Source organism: Helicobacter heilmannii, assembly GCF_001283065.1.
Taxonomy (GTDB): domain Bacteria; phylum Campylobacterota; class Campylobacteria; order Campylobacterales; family Helicobacteraceae; genus Helicobacter; species Helicobacter heilmannii.
In genome coordinates, this window is sequence record NZ_CDMK01000002.1 from 367,880 (window position 1) to 384,016 (window position 16,137).

Consider the following 16,137-nt stretch of genomic DNA (forward strand, 5'->3'; position numbering starts at 1 on the left):
GTACTTTTGTAGAGACATTATAGTGGAATTTATGCGTTTTTAGGGCAAATGTTGGGTAAATGGCCGGGGCTTATGGCTATTTTTTATCAATTTTTAGTTATCATTGCCCTTTATAACTAGGGTATGGAGATACTACATGGCAACTCCCTATGGAGGGTTAATGGGCGCAAGAGGCCGGCAAAAATCTACGGTTAAGTTGTTGTGGATTTTGGGAATAATTTTCTTCATGCTGCTGGGCTTAGATACTCTTGGGGTCGTCCAAAAACAAGACTGGATACAAAGTTTGGATGCCTTTTTCATTGGTGTGATCCGCACTCCTGCCCCCACTCAAGGGATTTGGTTAAAATTTGTGCTTGTGAGCACTTGGTTTGCCCAATCTAAACTCACCACGCCTATAGCTCTACTCATCGCCGCTTGGTGGGTGTTTCAAAAGCGCACCGCTCTAGGGGTTTGGTTTTTTAGCACCGTGTTTGTGGGGGAGGTGGCGCTTAAGGGGCTAAAGCAGCTCGTGGCACGCCCACGCCCAGCCACTAATGGAGAGCTGTATTTGGCGCATGGCTTTAGTTTTCCCAGCGGACACGCTCTAGCGGCTGCGCTCTTTTACGGCTTGTTCGCGTTTTTGCTGTGTAGCTCTAGGGCAAGTTTGGGGGCAAAAGTGGGGGGCTTTGTGCTCTTATTTTTGTGGATTTTTTTAATGATGTATGATCGAGTGTATTTGGGGGTGCATTACCCCACGGATGTACTCGGAGGGTTTTGCTTGGGGCTGGGTTTTGTGTGTTGCTCTATGGGGTTCTACCTTGGCTCTTTAAAACAAAACGGGCGCAGTTGATGGCTTTTGATTGCTTTTAGGATAGTTCGTGGATTTTAAGGGCTTATTACAACAAATTATCCGTCTTTTTTCAAGGCTCAATAGGGCACAAAAGATCACCATCGCCATAGCGGTGGCGTTGATTGTTGCCTTTTTGGTGTTTTTGTTGGTTTACCCCACCAAAGATCGGGGGGATTTGAGCGGGTATGGGGTACTCTTTGAGGGCATGGATGCTAGCGACAATGCGCTGATTTTACAGCATCTACAACAAAAGCATATCCCCTATAAAATCCCCAAAGATGACACTATTTTAATCCCCAAAGAAAAGGTCTATGAAGAACGCATCACCCTAGCCTCTCAGGGTATCCCAAAGACCAGCAAGGTGGGCTACGAAATTTTTGATGTGAAAGACTTTGGGGCAACCGACTTTGACCAAAACATCAAATACATCCGTGCCATCGAGGGGGAATTAAGCCGCACCATTGAAAGCCTAACCCCCATTGAAAAGGCGGATGTGCACATCGCGATCCCCAAAGATAGCGTGTTTGTGAGCCGTGAGATTCCTCCCACGGCTTCAGTGATGCTTAAAATCAAGTCCAACATGCGCTTGTTGCCTAAACAAATTTTAGGCATCAAAAATCTAATTGCTGCCTCTGTACCTAAACTCACGGTGGAAAATGTCAAGCTGGTCAATGAAAACGGCGAGCCTTTGGGTGAAAATGACGAGCTAGACACGACTAGAGAGCTTGCTCAAGCTCAACTGCACTACAAACAAAACTTTGAAAATATCCTAGAAAGCAAAATTGCCAACATCCTAGCCCCCATTGTGGGCGGGCGTGACAAGGTCGTGGCGAAGGTGAGTGCGGAGTTTGACTTCAGCCAAAAGAAAAGCACCAAAGAAACCTTTGACCCCAACAATGTCGTGCGCAGCGAGCAGACCATGGAGGAAAAAAAAGAGGGCTTGCCCAAAAAGCAGGTGGGTGGTGTGCCAGGGGTGGTCAGCAATATCGGGCCTGTGCAGGGCTTGAATAGCTCAGAGAAAGAGAAATACGAGAAGTCCACCAACACCACCAACTACGAAGTGGGTAAGACTGTAAGTGAGATCAAAGGCGAATTTGGGGTTCTAACCCGCCTTAATGCCGCGGTGGTGGTGGATGGCAAGTACCAAAAAGTAGATAAAAACGGCAAAGAGAGCATCGAATATGTCGCCTTAAGTGCCGATGAAATGGAGAAAATCAATGCCTTAGTCAAGCAAGCGATCGGCTACAGTCAAGCTAGAGGCGATGCTGTAACAGTGAGCAATTTTGAGTTCAATGGCAAGTCCGAAAAATATGTCCCCATGTCCACCTACGAGAAGATCGTAGCGACCACTGAGAAGGTCCTAGGACCCTTCTCCTCTTTACTCAAATATCTCATTGTGGGCTTGGTGCTCTATGTCTTTTATAAAAGAGTCATCACTCCCTTCAGCCAGCGCATGCTGGAGATCCATCCCGATGAGGAGGAAAAAGTCCAGTCCCTCTTTGCCATGGACGAGGATGATGATGAAGAAATTGACCGTTTTGGAGAAATGCGTAAAAAAGTAGAGGATCAGTTGGGGCTTAGCGCGAGCTTTAACGAAGAGGATGTTAAGTATGATATTATGCTTGAGAGGGTGCGCAACTCTATTAAAGAGAAACCCGAAGAAATCGCATCTTTATTCAAACTCTTGATCAAGGATGAGGTTGCGATCACCAACACCAAAGGCAATTGATGGCTAAACTGACTCCTAGACAGAAAACCCAACTCGATGAATTTACCATGTCCGAAAAGATCGCCATTTTGCTCATCCAAGTGGGCGAGGAGGCGACTGCCGGGATTTTACGCCATCTAGATGTGGACTCGATCACCGAGATCAGCAAGCAAATCGTACAGCTCAACGGTACGGACAAGGCTATCGGGGCAGCGGTTCTCGAAGAGTTTTTTGCGATTTTACAATCCAACCAATACATCAACAGCGGGGGGTTGGAGTACGCTAGGGAATTGTTGATCAAAGCCCTAGGGCCCGAACAGGCCAAGATCATTTTAGAGAAACTCAGCCGCTCTTTGCAAACCCAGAAGAACTTCTCTTATCTAGGGCGCATCAAGCCCCAGCAACTCGCCGACTTCATCATCAACGAACACCCTCAAACCATCGCTTTGATTTTAGCACATATGGAGTCAGCCAATGCTGCCGAGACTTTGAGCTTTTTCCCCGATGATATGAAAGCCGAGGTGAGCATTAGAATGGCAAGCCTGGGTGACATTTCGCCACAAGTGGTTAAACGCGTGTCCACCGTGCTAGAAAACAAATTAGAGGCCCTCACCAGCTACAAGGTTGAGGTGGGTGGCACTAGGGCAGTGGCAGAAATCTTTAACCGCCTAGGCCAAAAAGCGGCCAAAACCACGCTAGCACGCATTGAAAACATTGATGCCAAACTCGCCAACGATATTAAAGAAATGATGTTTACCTTCGAAGACATCAGTACCCTTGACAACTTTGCCATCCGTGAAATCCTTAAAGTGGCGGATAAAAAAGACCTCACCTTGGCACTTAAAACTTCTACGGAGGAACTAAAAACTAAATTCTTGAGCAACATGAGTAGCCGTGCGAGCGACCAGTTTATTGAGGAAATGGCGTATTTAGGAGCCGTAAAAATTAAGGATGTGGAATCCGCGCAACGCAAGATTATCGAGATTGTCCAATCACTTGCCGAAAAAGGTGTGATCCAAATGGGCGGAGAGGAAGATGTCGTTGAATAACTCTAGCGATGAGAATTTAATCCCCAAAGAGGAGCTAGACAAGCACACGATTAAAAGATACACCTTTAAATCTTTCGCCGAAATGGCAACAGAACAACCAGAAGAAAAAAAACCACAGACGAAGGAATACCCAGAGCCCCCTCAAGAGAACGAACACCTTGAACGATCCATCCAGCTAGAAAACGACCTCATCGAGTGTTTACTCAAAAAAACCGATGAACTCTCAGGGCAACTTGCCAAACTCCAAATGCAATTTGAAAAGAGTCAAGAGGAAAACCAGAATCTCTTGCAACAGACTAGAGAGGACAATTACAAAATAGGTTTTCAAGAGGGCGAACAAAAGGCCAAAGAGGAGTTGAGTGCAAGCATTGATGAGGAAAAGACTCACTTGTTACAATCGCTCACCGCCATCGACCAAAAGATGCAACAATCCCAAAGTCACCTAGAAGCCCTAGAAAAGGAACTCAGCAGCATCGCCGTAGAGATCGCTAAAGAGGTAATTGTTAAAGAAGTGGAAGAAAAGAGCCAAGAAGTGGCATTGGCTCTAGCTAGAGAGCTGTTAAAAAACATCATGGATGCAACCGACATTTGCCTAAAAGTCAACACCCTAGACTACCCCTATCTCTCCCAAAATCTCAAAGATCTCCCCAAGATCAAGCTAGAACCCAGCGATGCAATTGCCAAGGGCGGGGTGCTCATCACCAGCTCACATGGCAACATCGATGGCAACTTAATGGCGCGCTATAAGAATTTAAAAGAGAGTGTGCTAGACAATCTAAAGGCATAACAACAGAGCATGGATTTAGAAGTTTATGAGCGGGATTTGCCCCATTTAGAGCAGGTGTGTGCCCAGCTTAGAGGGCGGATTTTAGAAGTGGTGAGCGCACACGGGGGGCATTTAAGCTCCTCTTTGGGGGCGATCGAACTCATTGTGGGGTTGCATAGCGTGTTTGACAAGGACAAGCACCCCTTCATCTTCGACACCAGCCACCAAGCCTACGCACATAAACTCTTGACTGGGCGCTTTGAGAGCTTTGACACTCTGCGCCAGTTTGAGGGCTTAAGTGGCTTTGTGCGCCCTGGTGAGTCGCCCTATGATTACTTCATCGCTGGGCACAGCTCCACGGCTTTATCTGTGGGTGTGGGTGTGGCTAAAGCTTATGTACTGGCAGGTAAAACAGAAGTGCCCGTTGTGATGATCGGCGATGGGAGTTTGAGTGCGGGGTTGGCCTACGAAGCCTTAGATGAGCTAGGCGATCGCAAATACCCTTTAGTCATTCTGCTCAACGACAATGAAATGAGCATCGCCAAACCCATAGGGGCGATCAGCAACGCCTTATCGCAGCTGATGGCACGCCCGCTTTACCAGTCCTTTAGAGACAAAATCAAAAGCGTGTTAAAATCCATGCCAGAGGGGGTGAATTATTTAGCCAACCGCTTTGAAGAATCCTTAAAACTCATCACTCCGGGGATTTTCTTTGAAGAATTAGGCATTAGCTATATGGGCCCCATCGATGGGCATGATTTGGAGGCGATCACGCAAGCGTTGAAACTAGCTAAAGACACCAAAACCCCCCTACTCATCCACGCCCAAACCACCAAGGGCAAGGGCTATAAAATGGCGGAGGGCAAGTATGAAAAGTGGCATGGCGTGGGGCCCTTTGACTTGAAAACCGGCCAAAGCTTTAAAAGTACGCCTAAGATTGCCAACCCCACGCAAATATACTCAGAAACTCTTTTTGAGCTCGCAAGTGCTGATGATAAAATCGTGGGCGTTACAGCGGCCATGCCCGGGGGCACGGGGCTTGGCAAACTCATAGACAGCTACCCCGAGCGCTTTTGGGATGTGGGCATTGCCGAGCAGCACGCCGTAACCTCTATGGCTGCCCTAGCCAAAGAGGGCTTTAAACCCTTTGTGAGCATTTACTCCACCTTCTTGCAAAGGGCGTTTGATCAAATCGTGCATGATGTGGGCATCATGTCCTTGCCCGTGAAATTTGCCATCGATCGGGCGGGGATTGTGGGTGAGGATGGCGAAACACACCAAGGGCTACTAGACATCGCCTATTTGCGCCCTATCCCTAACATGACCTTACTCGCTCCTAGAGACAACGCCACACTCCAAAAAGCAATACACTTTGCCAAAGAGCACACCCAAGGACCTTGTGCTTTCCGCTACCCTAGGGGAGCGTTTTTATTAGAAGAAGGGGTTTTTGCGCCTAAAGAGTATGTCTACGGCAAATGTGAGCTGTTGAAAGCAGAGGGGGATATTTTATTTGTGGGCTATGGCAATGGCGTGGGGCGGGCGTATGAAACTTTAAAGTTAGTCGAAGCACAGGGTCTAAAGGTGGCTCTCTTGGATTTGTGTTTTTTAAAACCTTTAGATGGCGCGCTTAAAGACATTCTGCCCCGCTACTCTAAAATCTATGTCTTCAGCGATTCGTACCAAATGGGGGGCGTGGCTAGTGCCTTGTTGGAGTTTGTGGGGGGTGGGGTGTGTGTCGAGAGTTTTGAAATCGCTGACTTATACCCCGCGCATGGCAACACCGCCCTAGTGGAACAATCTTTACAGATCGATCCTACTAGTTTGGCTAAGAGAATACCGGGCATGGCGTGATATATTAAGTTTACCCAAACACCCTTCTTTGAAGAGAAGAGATGAACTCAATTCAATGAGTGCCTTTAGAAGGCAATATCCAGTTCAGCGGTACCGATGTTGTGGCTTAAGGGTTGCTCCTCAAATCCCTTGCTTAAGTTAGTGGCAATAAAAGAGAGGCGAAATCCCCGATAAAGCAGAGCAAATCCACCCTCAACAGCGTAGAGCGCATCGGGTAGGTGGGTGATTCCTCTAGTTTGCGGGCTATTACCTTGGATAAAAATATCGACAGGTTGGTAACTGCCACTGGCCCCTATAAAAAAGTAAAAAGAAAAGTGGTTGCTAAAAGGCTACCCTCCGCTAAAAAGAGTGCCAATTTTATTGGGTCCAAAATCTGCGCTTAAGTTATACCCAAATCTAAGGAGCGAACCCAAGCGTACATGGGTGATGGCATTGCCCAGGGCAAGATCCACACCGGGCAAAATATCCATGCTAAAAAAGCGCGTTTTGAGGATATAGACTTGATACAACCACTGGTAATTGAATTGGAAGATGAATTCATTGCGCAATTGGTTATGCCAACCTTGAAAGGTTTTATCGCCCCATAGCCCATGCAACCAATTTTGGGTTTGTCCTGCCATCGAATCGGGACCGACCGTGCCTAGAGAAATGAAGATTTTCTCGAGAGCATGTGGGGCGCGTTGGAAGAGGGCAAAATTGGCTCTCAACCAGCCCGCATAGAGGTGATCGCCCATCACAATCGCTTTGCTCGTATGGCTATCTAAGTGCGGTGTGTACATGGTCTGAGTCATGCTCACACTAAAGCGAGTCATTTTAGGGGAGTGGATCATCAAGGTTAAATAACGACTCCAAGCCATCCAAGAGTGCGCGTAAGCCGCACCCCAAAAATTATACTCTTTGCTCGTGTAGCTGAGACGATTTCCCGCGCTGTAATAGCGATCGGCTGGATAGACATAGGCATCGTTTTCAGAGAGTAAATTAATGTATTGTTTTTTATAGGGGGTTAAAGGTGTGGGGACATCTAGCAAAGAGGGATACGAAGGGCTTGCTGCGATTGGAAGGCAACAGATGAGTAAAATTCCTAAGACATAAAACATGCAAATCACACAAAATCAAGCGATCCCTATGCTCTAGCGCAGAGGGACAAAACAAAACCAAGAAAGCACCCCTTCCTTTCTAAAACTCTAGCGCTTCAAGCTATTGACCGTCTGCAACATGTTATCTGCGGTCTGGATCGTCTTAGAATTGGCTTCGTAGGCGCGTTGGGCGGTGATGAGATCGGTCATCTCTTCGACCAAGCGCACATTGCTCAGCTCTAAAAAGCCTTGGCGCAACTGCCCGTAACCATCGGCGTTAGGATTACCCACAATCGCTGGACCACTGGCGGAGGTTACGGCCAAAAGATTATCACCCAAAGCGTGCAAGCCCGCGGGGTTGATGAAATTAGCTAAAGTGATCTGTCCGATCACATTAGAAGTTGTGGCATTGCCCTGTGTGATGCTCACCGTGCCATCCACGCCGATGCTGATTTGTGTGGTGTCTTGGGGGAAGGTGATTTGGGGGATGATGGGATAGCCCTCAGTCGTTACCATATTGCCCTGATCGTCAATTTTAAAATTGCCCGCGCGGGTGTAAGCCGTAGAGCCATCGGGCATTTGCACTTGGAAAAACCCCTTGCCTGTGATGGCTAAATCTAAATTGTTCTCCGTTTCTTTAGGGCTTCCCTGAGAGAACATTTTTGTAACGCTGGAAGTGCGCACACCTAGGCCCACTTCAATGCCATTGGGCGATTTGGTGGTGTCCGAGGTGGAAGTGCCGGCATATTGCAAGGCTTGGTAAAAAAGGTCGTTGAAATCGGCTCTTTGGCGTTTAAAGCCCACCGTGTTGACATTGGCGATGTTGTTGGAGGTGGTGTCGATGTGGGTTTGTTGGCCTAGCATTCCCGTGGTGGCACTGTAAAGAGATCGCAACATGGCTAGCCTTTCATTAAGAGAGTAAAAGGTCATTGTAGCTAAAATTTTTTAACACCTCCTAAAGTGAGCAACTTTAAAGACATTAACCGCAGGAACAAAACCCTATGATAAATCCTCAAGCAATTCTGCCTCTGCCTGCTTGGCATAGAGACTATGAAAGATTGCAGGGGGGATTTTGGGACGCGCGGACACCACAATAACGGCCATAGGTTTTAAAATGGCATTAATATGGGGCAGGGTTAGGTTGGCTCTGGGACTGATTTTTTTAAAGAAAGTTTCCTCTCCATGTTCTGCAATCGTGGCATCGATCATGGCACTGAAAGCCTCCAGTTCTTGTTTGTCCATTTTAAAGAGGAGGGCTAAATATCGGATGTGCCCAAAGAAAAGAGTATAGATGCGCGCCCTATCTTCTTGGATTGTGCTGGTGAGCTTTGCGCCCAAAGCTAAACCAGCTATCCCTCCAGCAATGCCCCCCACAATGGTGCCAAATACGGGGATGATGCTCCCTGAAGTGGCTCCAGTGGCAAACCCAGTAAGAGCAGCTCCAGCCACCGCCCCCGCGGTTGCACCCACCGCCTGCACGCCCCCCACCACGATATTTTTAAAACATTGCATGCCTGAAATCTTACCCCTTGCAAGCTGGATTGCTTCTATTGCGCTGTTAAAAATGATAGTTACGCCAGTTGTTACAACACTAGATCTTAAAACTGTGTTGGCGGCCGCATTCGTACTTATGTCTTTACTAGCGCCGCCCATTTGGGCCAAGCTACGCCCTATGCAATTGTCCTTAAAATCAAAGTTGATGGCACTTTTTAAGAACTTATCTAAAGCTCCAATCCTTTGGGCTTGCATTGCCATGATAGAGATAGTAAAGGATTTGCTAGCGTTAAGTATGCTAGCAAACAACGCACTTTTAAGAGCGTCTCTAACATTTTCTCCCCTTAAAAGTAAAAGAGCCGTACTGCACACAAAGGACACCCCTAAAGTTGTGCAAGCTCCAATCCCTGCGCGTTCGCTATCAAACTCTAAACTCTCTTTAGTGAAAAATCTCATGTTGGCTTTAGCCTCCTGCATGGAAACACCGGGCAACAAGTTTTCTTTAAATTCCTCTCTTGTGATGCCTAATTTTTCCAGTTCTGCATCAAAATCTCCCTCATCAATGAGATTTATTGCCTCATCGTATTGATCTTTAGGGATTTCTAAGGCCATGGGTTGGTTCTCTTTGTTAAGATACACGATTTCATGACCCTGACTATCTTTACTGTGGAAATAGGCATCAAGGCTCTTCTTTGCGCTCTCATAGTATTTGCTCTGTATCTCTATCCCATCCACAAGGCGATCGGCTCCCCCTTTGGCGTTGCCGCCCCCCACAATTTGCGCATCCTTGCCCGCCTTGAGATCGATACGGTTATTAAGGATTTCTGCCATCCAGCCATGCCCTGTCTTGGGATTTGATAGGGGTTTGTAAAGTTCTGCCCAGTTTTGTGCTACTTTTATGGTGTTGGTCACTGAAGCCAACATTTCTAGCTGTGCATGCACTTGTGCTATGTGTTCCTCTGTTTTGCTCTCTAGGCGCGCATAATAATCTTCTAGGCTTTGCTCTTCTGGCATGTAGGGGCTTAAGGATTCACTAATGCCCTCGCATAAACTTTCTGTCAAGCGGCACTCTTGCGAACAGAAAAATTCGCCCAGATAGGGGTCTTTTTTAGGCACTAATTTTCCGCACGAAGCGCATAAGTCATAAGCCTTTAAAGAACTAAAGGGCATATAATAATACTGCCCTTCGAGCACATATTGCCCAAAGCTAAGGTTAGGTGCTTGCGCCATGAGCGCGTCCATAAATTGCGTGGGGGCTTGTTTGTAATATTCTAAAATGCGATGCAGTGCATCTAAGCCTGATCCCTGCTCAATTTGTGCCAGATAAGGGTCTTGTTCTAGCGCATCTAGGGCTTTTGCTAGACAATTTGTGTTGTTGAGGCGCGTTAAGATTTCCTGAGCACTGGATTTATTCTCCCAAGAGATGGCAATTTCTGTGGCGTGTGCGAGCAGTCCTAGAGTGTTGCGGTAAATGTAGATGGTGTCATTGCCCTCTTTATAAGGAACCTCTAGGGCCATGATTTTTTCATGGGCAAAAGCATAGACCAAGAGGTCTGAAGTAAGCATGTCTGCCAAGTCCGCATATTTTTCATTTTTGGGTTCAAGGTAGAGATCATGGACTCTCAAGCAGAGGGTTTTAGCCTCCTTTAAGTCTTGGATGTTTTGGAAAAAGGGTTTGAGCTTTACTTTAAATTTAAGGGCACGCCCAAAGCCATAGAACAAATATAAAAAGAGCCATAAATAAATCCACACCACGCCCCAACTGATGTGGTACAAGAAATGTGGCCATCCAAAATAAATGCCTGCAACAAGCACGCCTAAACACCCTGCTAAATACAAGACATCTATCTTGCGTACTTTGTTCCAAAAGGATAAGAAAATTGCCCACATAAACATAGCAATGAGCACCACCCCTTGAACGCCCAAAAGAAGCTGGATGATTTTCTTAAAAAGTGCCCACTCTTTAGGTGCCTGTTCCCATAAATAATGGGCACAGAGGGTGATCAACAAGAGCTGCACCACAATAAAACAAGCCACCCCTCTTGCGTCATTTTGGATGATCTTAGAGTAGCTACTGCTGTCTTTAAAAACTTTCCCCCTAATGCGCTCAGCCACACGGGGCAAGAGCAAGCTAAAAGACCTAAAGAGTGCCCAAGCCACCAAACACATCAACAGGATCTGTGTCCAGCTCAAAGTGCCGTGTTGCACGGTTTTGCTCAATGCTTCAAGAAGCATTAACGCGCTAAAAGCAAATAACTCTAATTCAATGACAAAACGCAATGCCCTGCCAAAAAAGGCTAGGGCTTTAGATTGGGGGGGGAGGGGTTAGAAAGAGCCCATAGAGGTAGTAAAAAAAGACACTCACTCCTAAACAGAGCAACCCTAGCTTGCCAATATCCAAGGCATAGTTCAAAATCATAGAGACTCCTAGTACGACATACCCCGCCATTGTCTCAAAAATCTTAAAACCCTCCTGCAACCAACAGAGCAAAATTTTGCCTGTCTGCAGATTGTGTTACTAAATGTGATAAGTTTAAGGGCAATCTCTAAAATGTATAACTCAAATACGCGGTAACCGAGCGACCGGGGGCACTCTGCAAGCCAGCGGGGCTAGAGCCGATGCCGGTAAAATAGTATTTCATGTTGAAAATATTATTCACTTGCAAACTGCCCACAATTTTATGCCGTCCACTCTCCCAAAAGACTTGGCTCACTTGGATATTCCACACCCAATACCAGGGCAACATCCCCTCGTGTTGGGTCATACACCACGCCGCACATTGGTAGCCGCTATTTAACACGCTCTCAAAGTTAGCACCTGCACTATAGTGTTGTGTCCCATAGTAGCCCCCCGCTGCGCTGTTGCTGATCCCGCTGTAAGCCCGACTGTAAAAGTAGCTAGACAAACCAAAGGTGGTTTTTTTATAGGTGTAGCGCGCGTCTAAGATGAATTGGTAGGGGCTCACAAAGGGGAAGTGCTTGTTATAGCTCGTCCCCTTCAACACATCCCCGTTTAAGTCTGTCAAGGGTCCGTGGCTGGTAACCCTTGTGTCAATGTAGTTAAAGGCGGCGTGGAGCTGTAAACCCTGAATGGGTCTATAGTATGCCTCTAACTCTACACCCTGAGAATAGCCATTGACGGGGCGCACATTGCCCTTCATAGGTCCGCTGGTGTAGATAGAATATTGCCCGGTCGCAAAATCCCGCGCCCAAATGCGGAAAAAGTCGGCATTGAAGCTAACCTTACTCTTATAGGTGTAGCGCGCCCCAACTTCTACGGTGTCAAAATGTTGGGTGAAGTATTCCGCCCCACCATAGCTCAAAACATCCAATTGTGGTGGGACATAGGAGCGTTGGTAGTTAAAGTAGGTGAGCAGCGTGTGATCACCTTGTATGGGGATAAAGCCTATGTTAGTCGAGGGCATCCAGTTGTTCATGTTTTTGATTTTTTCTAGGTCTTTTTTGGGGATGGAGTACCAGTCAGAGGCATTTTCGTTGTTATACTGCACTAAAGCGTAGCGCAGTCCGGGCACCACAAAAAAGCGCCCATTCCAAGTCTCAATGCGATCGCTCAAATACACGGCGGTGTAGTCGTTGCGCCAGTCGTTCCAGTTCTTATATAGGCCATGTTTGATGTGGGGTTTCCAGCCGCTCATATCATTAGCCCCCGCACACAAAAAGCCCGCCCCCTCGCCGCTCGTTTTGGTGGCACACTCGTTGGTGTTCATGTATTGCCGTTGCAAAAAGGTGGTGGTCATGTAGCGTAAGCCCATGATAAAAGTTTGTTTCACCTTGCCACTATTCACCACGAGATTCACCTTAGGCTCAAAGGCGTTGTTGATGGAGCGCACGGGGTTTTCTACCTCCGCCCAACCATTGTAGTTCGTGGCATAGTAGGGCACGGCCAAATTGTAGCCACTAAGCCCCTGCGCCGCACAGCTTGCAGCACTAAAGCAAGTCACCATGTTCGCGCTGTTGTAGCTAGAGCTCACTTGAAAGTCGCGCGTCATGAATTGCCCATAGTAGGTGAAGCTAAAAGTCCCCCCGATTTTTTCTAAGTCGCCAAAGCGGTTTTCATACACGATGCCAAAGCGCTGGGATCGCCCGCCTTTGGAGTTCAAAGGACGCATGTTGGCAAAGCGGTTTTCTTGGTACTGCTCTGCGCTTAGGCTCCCGGGCTGGGCGATGTTGAATTTATAGTATTGGTAGTAGGCCTTGATGCCGTTTTTTTCGTTGATGTCGTAGACTCCATCGAGCCAGTAGTTTTGGATATTGGTCGGGCTGTTGTCCCTAAAGCCCTGCCCATCGACCCAGTTAGCCTGCGCCTGCACGCCAACATGTTTGTTGATCATCCCTCCACTGCGCACATAGGTGTTGTAAAGGATGTCATTGCCCAAAGATTTTAAGAAAGAGGGATTACCGGTTTTGCCAGGAGGCGCAGCAAATCCTGCATTGCGCGCCTTAGCCCAAAAGGTGGTTCTCTCCGCCACTTGGTTTTCCCAATGTTTGGGGATGGGCTTGGTGATGATATTGACGATCCCGCCATAGGTGTTAGGTCCGTATTGCACGCTCCCCCCACCTTTAATCACATCGATGCGATCGATTGCTTGGAAAGTTACGGGGAAGATGTCCAGCTCAATGTGCGAGTAAGGTGCCATATAAACGGGGATGCCATTGACCAGCATCAAGGTGGCATCGCCGTGTCCTGAGCCCCCCGCCCCAAAGCCACGGATTTGGATACTGGGCATCGCCCCTACGCCAGTAGTGTTTCTCACCTGCAAGCCCGGAACATTTTGCAACGCCTCTTCGATGCTTTGGTTGGCCTGTTGGCTGAGGGCTTTATGCGAGATCACTGTGCGGCTACCCGTGTATTTTTTCACCTCTTCATCTTGCCAGCTTTTAGGCGCGGTGATTCCGCTATAGCCCAAATTGACATGTCCGGAGTAGTCGGTTTTATCTCTTTGTCCGGCGGTAGACACCTTGCCCAAAGTGTAGGTTTTATCCTTAGCCACAAGAGATGCCTGCCAAGCCAAACTTGCCGTCAAGGCCACAACAATTTCTTACGCAATGAAAACTCCTTGCTCTAAACTTTAAAAACCGATGAGTGGATAGAATCTAAAAAACTTTACTAGCATAGATGCTTGTATTTTGGTAATAAAAATTAAAATTTTTTAATAAATACAGTGTATTGTATTCTAATAAACTTAAGATTTTCTAAAAAATTCAGCCCAATTAACTTTTTATTTATCTTCTTCTTCTAGTAAATAGTCCCCGCTCTTGACGCAAAGGATTCGGGTGTTGTGGATGCTCGGGCGTACCCTTTTGTCTTTAATCAATTCCTCTATTTGGTACTCTTGACAAGTGCCCTGTTTGGGGCGGACATATCGATCCCGCCACTCTAAATATTCCTTAGAGTGCACCACTTGGCTGTCTAAATATTCTTTTTCATACACCTCCACAAATTCTAAAAACTTGGGGCTTAAATGCAGATCATTTTTCTGTATGTCGCTCTTTCTTTCGGCTTTCACCTCCTCAGAGGTGGTGCTGTATTCGGTGGGGATGTCTTGCCCCACTTGGGGAGGGCGTTGGTAGGTTCTAATGGTTCTTGTGGTGGTGGTGGAGTAGGTGCTGGTCCATTTTGTGGTGGTGTTTGGCTCAAGATGCAAGCACTGGCGGGTTTTTGCCCTGTAGCACAGCTTTTGGCTGTAATTGGCCTTGCTCAAGATAAAGGTATGCGTGGTTGTGGTGGGGCCTAGCACCTCCACCCTAGGGGGCAACTCTGTATAGGGCAGGGTGATCCCCGCCCCCTTGCCACTGCTCTTATCGGCGTTAAAATCACAAGGCCCTAGTCTTAAAAGTTGCCCGCTGGCTTTATCCAACACATGCATCACGCTCGGCCGTTTGGCCTGCAATTTTTCATCATCATAGCTCCACACTCCGCAAGCCTCCTCTTGCACCCCACCCATGCCTAAATTTGCCGGCACTTCTAGCCTGGCTTGGGGTTTTAATTCTAGATTTTTCCCCTCAATTGCACCTTCTTTGGTAGCTTCTTTGGTAGCTTCTTTGTCTGTGGGGGGTTCTTGGCTTGGCTTAGTTGGTTGCTCCTTCTTACCTTCTGTGGATTCTAGTACCGCCTTCTTTTCTGTGGGTTCTGTGGGTTTATCTTGACTCTCTGTGGGTTTGGTGGTTTCTTTGGAAATTTCCATAAGAGTGCTTGTCGGGGTTTGGGAGGTTGGAGTAGGTTGCAAGGCTTTAGGCGTGGTGGAGGTGCTTGGGGTTTGGCTTGTGGGGCTTGGCATGGGGGAGGTGCTGGTTTGTGGATAGTTTAGAGGCAGGGGCATGTAACTTGGACTATAGGTGGGGCTTGGATTGTAAGTGGGTGCACTTGTACTTGAAGGATAGTGTTGGCTTGGGGGATTATAGCTTGGACCATAGGGGTTATCATGTTGGGGCTGTGTGCTTTGGGCTTGGTTGTAAGGTTGGTTAAAGTTTTGGTTTTGGCTATACTCTTGTGTGCTGGCTGTGCGCCTTGTGCTGTGTGTGCGCCTTGTGCTGCGGCTTCTACTCCTTGTACTGGAGCTTGCGGTACGTCTGGAACTTGTAGAGCTTCTTATGTTGCGCTCCCTTGTGGTGGTGGGGTTAGCAGCGTTAGGGTTAGCAGTGCTGCGTGTACTGCGTGTACTTGTACCTCTAGTCCTTGAGCTTGTACTTCTTGTGCTCCTTAGTGAGCTTGCAGCACTTCTAGAACGGCTTCTTGCTCTCGTGCTTCTTGTACGCCTTGAACTTGTACTGCGGGTGCGGGTGCTGTAGGTTTTGGGCGTGGTGGCATAGCTTCTTGGGTTGGTTTTGCTTTCTCTATCTTGGAGGGTTTGTTCTCTCTCTTCTCTTGCTTGTAAAGACATGCTTTGAGGGGCAATGGGGTTTAAAAAAGCACTCTTTTCTTGGGGTGAAAAACGGATATAGTCTTGGTACTCTATCCCCAATATTTGCGCCATTTTGGCGGGGCTAGGATCTTTAAAATAAATGCGGGTGTGTTTGTGGATTTTATCGGGCAAAATCGCCCCTAAATCCTGGGTGGCTTTTAGATCCTTTAGGGGGGTGGTGGATTTGGCTTTGGTTTGCGTACTCTTTTTGGATTTTTTTAGAGGCAACTTTTTAAGCCATAGGGCCTGCAAAGTGATCTGATTGCCCTTAAGTTGGTAAGTCCCCTCTATGATGAGTTGCTTTTGAGCGGTGTTTTTATAAACAACAGCCCCGCTAAAGTCCCCGCCCTTTTGTTTTAAGGGCAAATCTTCTAGGGTTTGGATGGTGAGGGCTTGTAGACACAGCGCACACAGAAACCATAAAAACCAAAACATACACAC

Annotated in this window: 9 protein-coding genes and 1 pseudogene; 5 read left to right on the top strand and 5 right to left on the bottom strand. The window is 47.4% G+C overall.

The window, feature by feature from the left end; translation table 11 throughout:
* The first annotated feature begins 160 nt into the window (after nucleotides 1–160).
* Genes AOG36_RS05975 through dxs form a run of 5 tightly spaced genes read left to right on the top strand, consistent with a single transcriptional unit; the run spans nucleotide 161 to nucleotide 6,203 of the window.
* A complete protein-coding gene (locus AOG36_RS05975) occupies nucleotides 161–829 on the top strand; it encodes a phosphatase PAP2 family protein (RefSeq protein WP_053825670.1) in 669 nt (222 codons plus the stop codon).
* A gap of 28 nt (nucleotides 830–857) precedes the next feature.
* Nucleotides 858–2,558, top strand: coding sequence for a flagellar basal-body MS-ring/collar protein FliF (fliF, locus tag AOG36_RS05980; protein ID WP_015107022.1), 1,701 nt, complete (start codon nucleotides 858–860; stop codon nucleotides 2,556–2,558).
* Nucleotides 2,555–3,586 carry a flagellar motor switch protein FliG gene (gene fliG / locus AOG36_RS05985; RefSeq protein ID WP_104690785.1) on the top strand — a complete coding sequence of 344 codons (1,032 nt, stop codon included), beginning with the start codon at nucleotides 2,555–2,557 and terminating at the stop codon, nucleotides 3,584–3,586. The genes fliF and fliG overlap by 4 nt, the downstream gene beginning before the upstream one ends.
* Nucleotides 3,573–4,373 carry a flagellar assembly protein FliH gene (gene fliH, locus AOG36_RS05990; RefSeq protein WP_082344320.1) on the top strand — a complete coding sequence of 267 codons (801 nt, stop codon included), beginning with the start codon at nucleotides 3,573–3,575 and terminating at the stop codon, nucleotides 4,371–4,373. The genes fliG and fliH overlap by 14 nt, the downstream gene beginning before the upstream one ends.
* Before the next feature lie 9 nt (nucleotides 4,374–4,382).
* A complete protein-coding gene (gene dxs / locus AOG36_RS05995; protein ID WP_015107019.1) occupies nucleotides 4,383–6,203 on the top strand; it encodes a 1-deoxy-D-xylulose-5-phosphate synthase in 1,821 nt (606 codons plus the stop codon).
* 65 nt (nucleotides 6,204–6,268) lie between these two features.
* On the opposite strand, the pseudogene AOG36_RS06000 reads toward dxs, so the two are convergent.
* From AOG36_RS06000 to AOG36_RS06020, 5 genes and pseudogenes are all read right to left on the bottom strand, one after another.
* Nucleotides 6,269–7,300: pseudogene (locus AOG36_RS06000) on the bottom strand (lipid A deacylase LpxR family protein).
* A gap of 87 nt (nucleotides 7,301–7,387) precedes the next feature.
* Nucleotides 7,388–8,176 (bottom strand): flagellar basal-body rod protein FlgG, encoded by a 789-nt coding sequence (gene flgG, locus AOG36_RS06005; protein WP_015107017.1) that lies wholly within the window; start codon nucleotides 8,174–8,176, stop codon nucleotides 7,388–7,390.
* A 102-nt stretch (nucleotides 8,177–8,278) separates the two neighbouring features.
* Entirely contained in the window at nucleotides 8,279–11,008 is a 2,730-nt protein-coding gene (locus AOG36_RS06010; protein WP_156294636.1) for a YeeR family protein, read from the bottom strand.
* A gap of 311 nt (nucleotides 11,009–11,319) precedes the next feature.
* Nucleotides 11,320–13,824, bottom strand: a complete 2,505-nt coding sequence (locus tag AOG36_RS09420) for a TonB-dependent receptor family protein (RefSeq protein WP_015107013.1) — start codon at nucleotides 13,822–13,824, stop codon at nucleotides 11,320–11,322.
* Nucleotides 13,825–14,013: 189 nt separating this feature from the next.
* Complete coding sequence (locus tag AOG36_RS06020; protein ID WP_015107012.1) at nucleotides 14,014–16,131, bottom strand: hypothetical protein; 2,118 nt, start codon at nucleotides 16,129–16,131, stop codon at nucleotides 14,014–14,016.
* Nucleotides 16,132–16,137 lie beyond the last annotated feature (6 nt).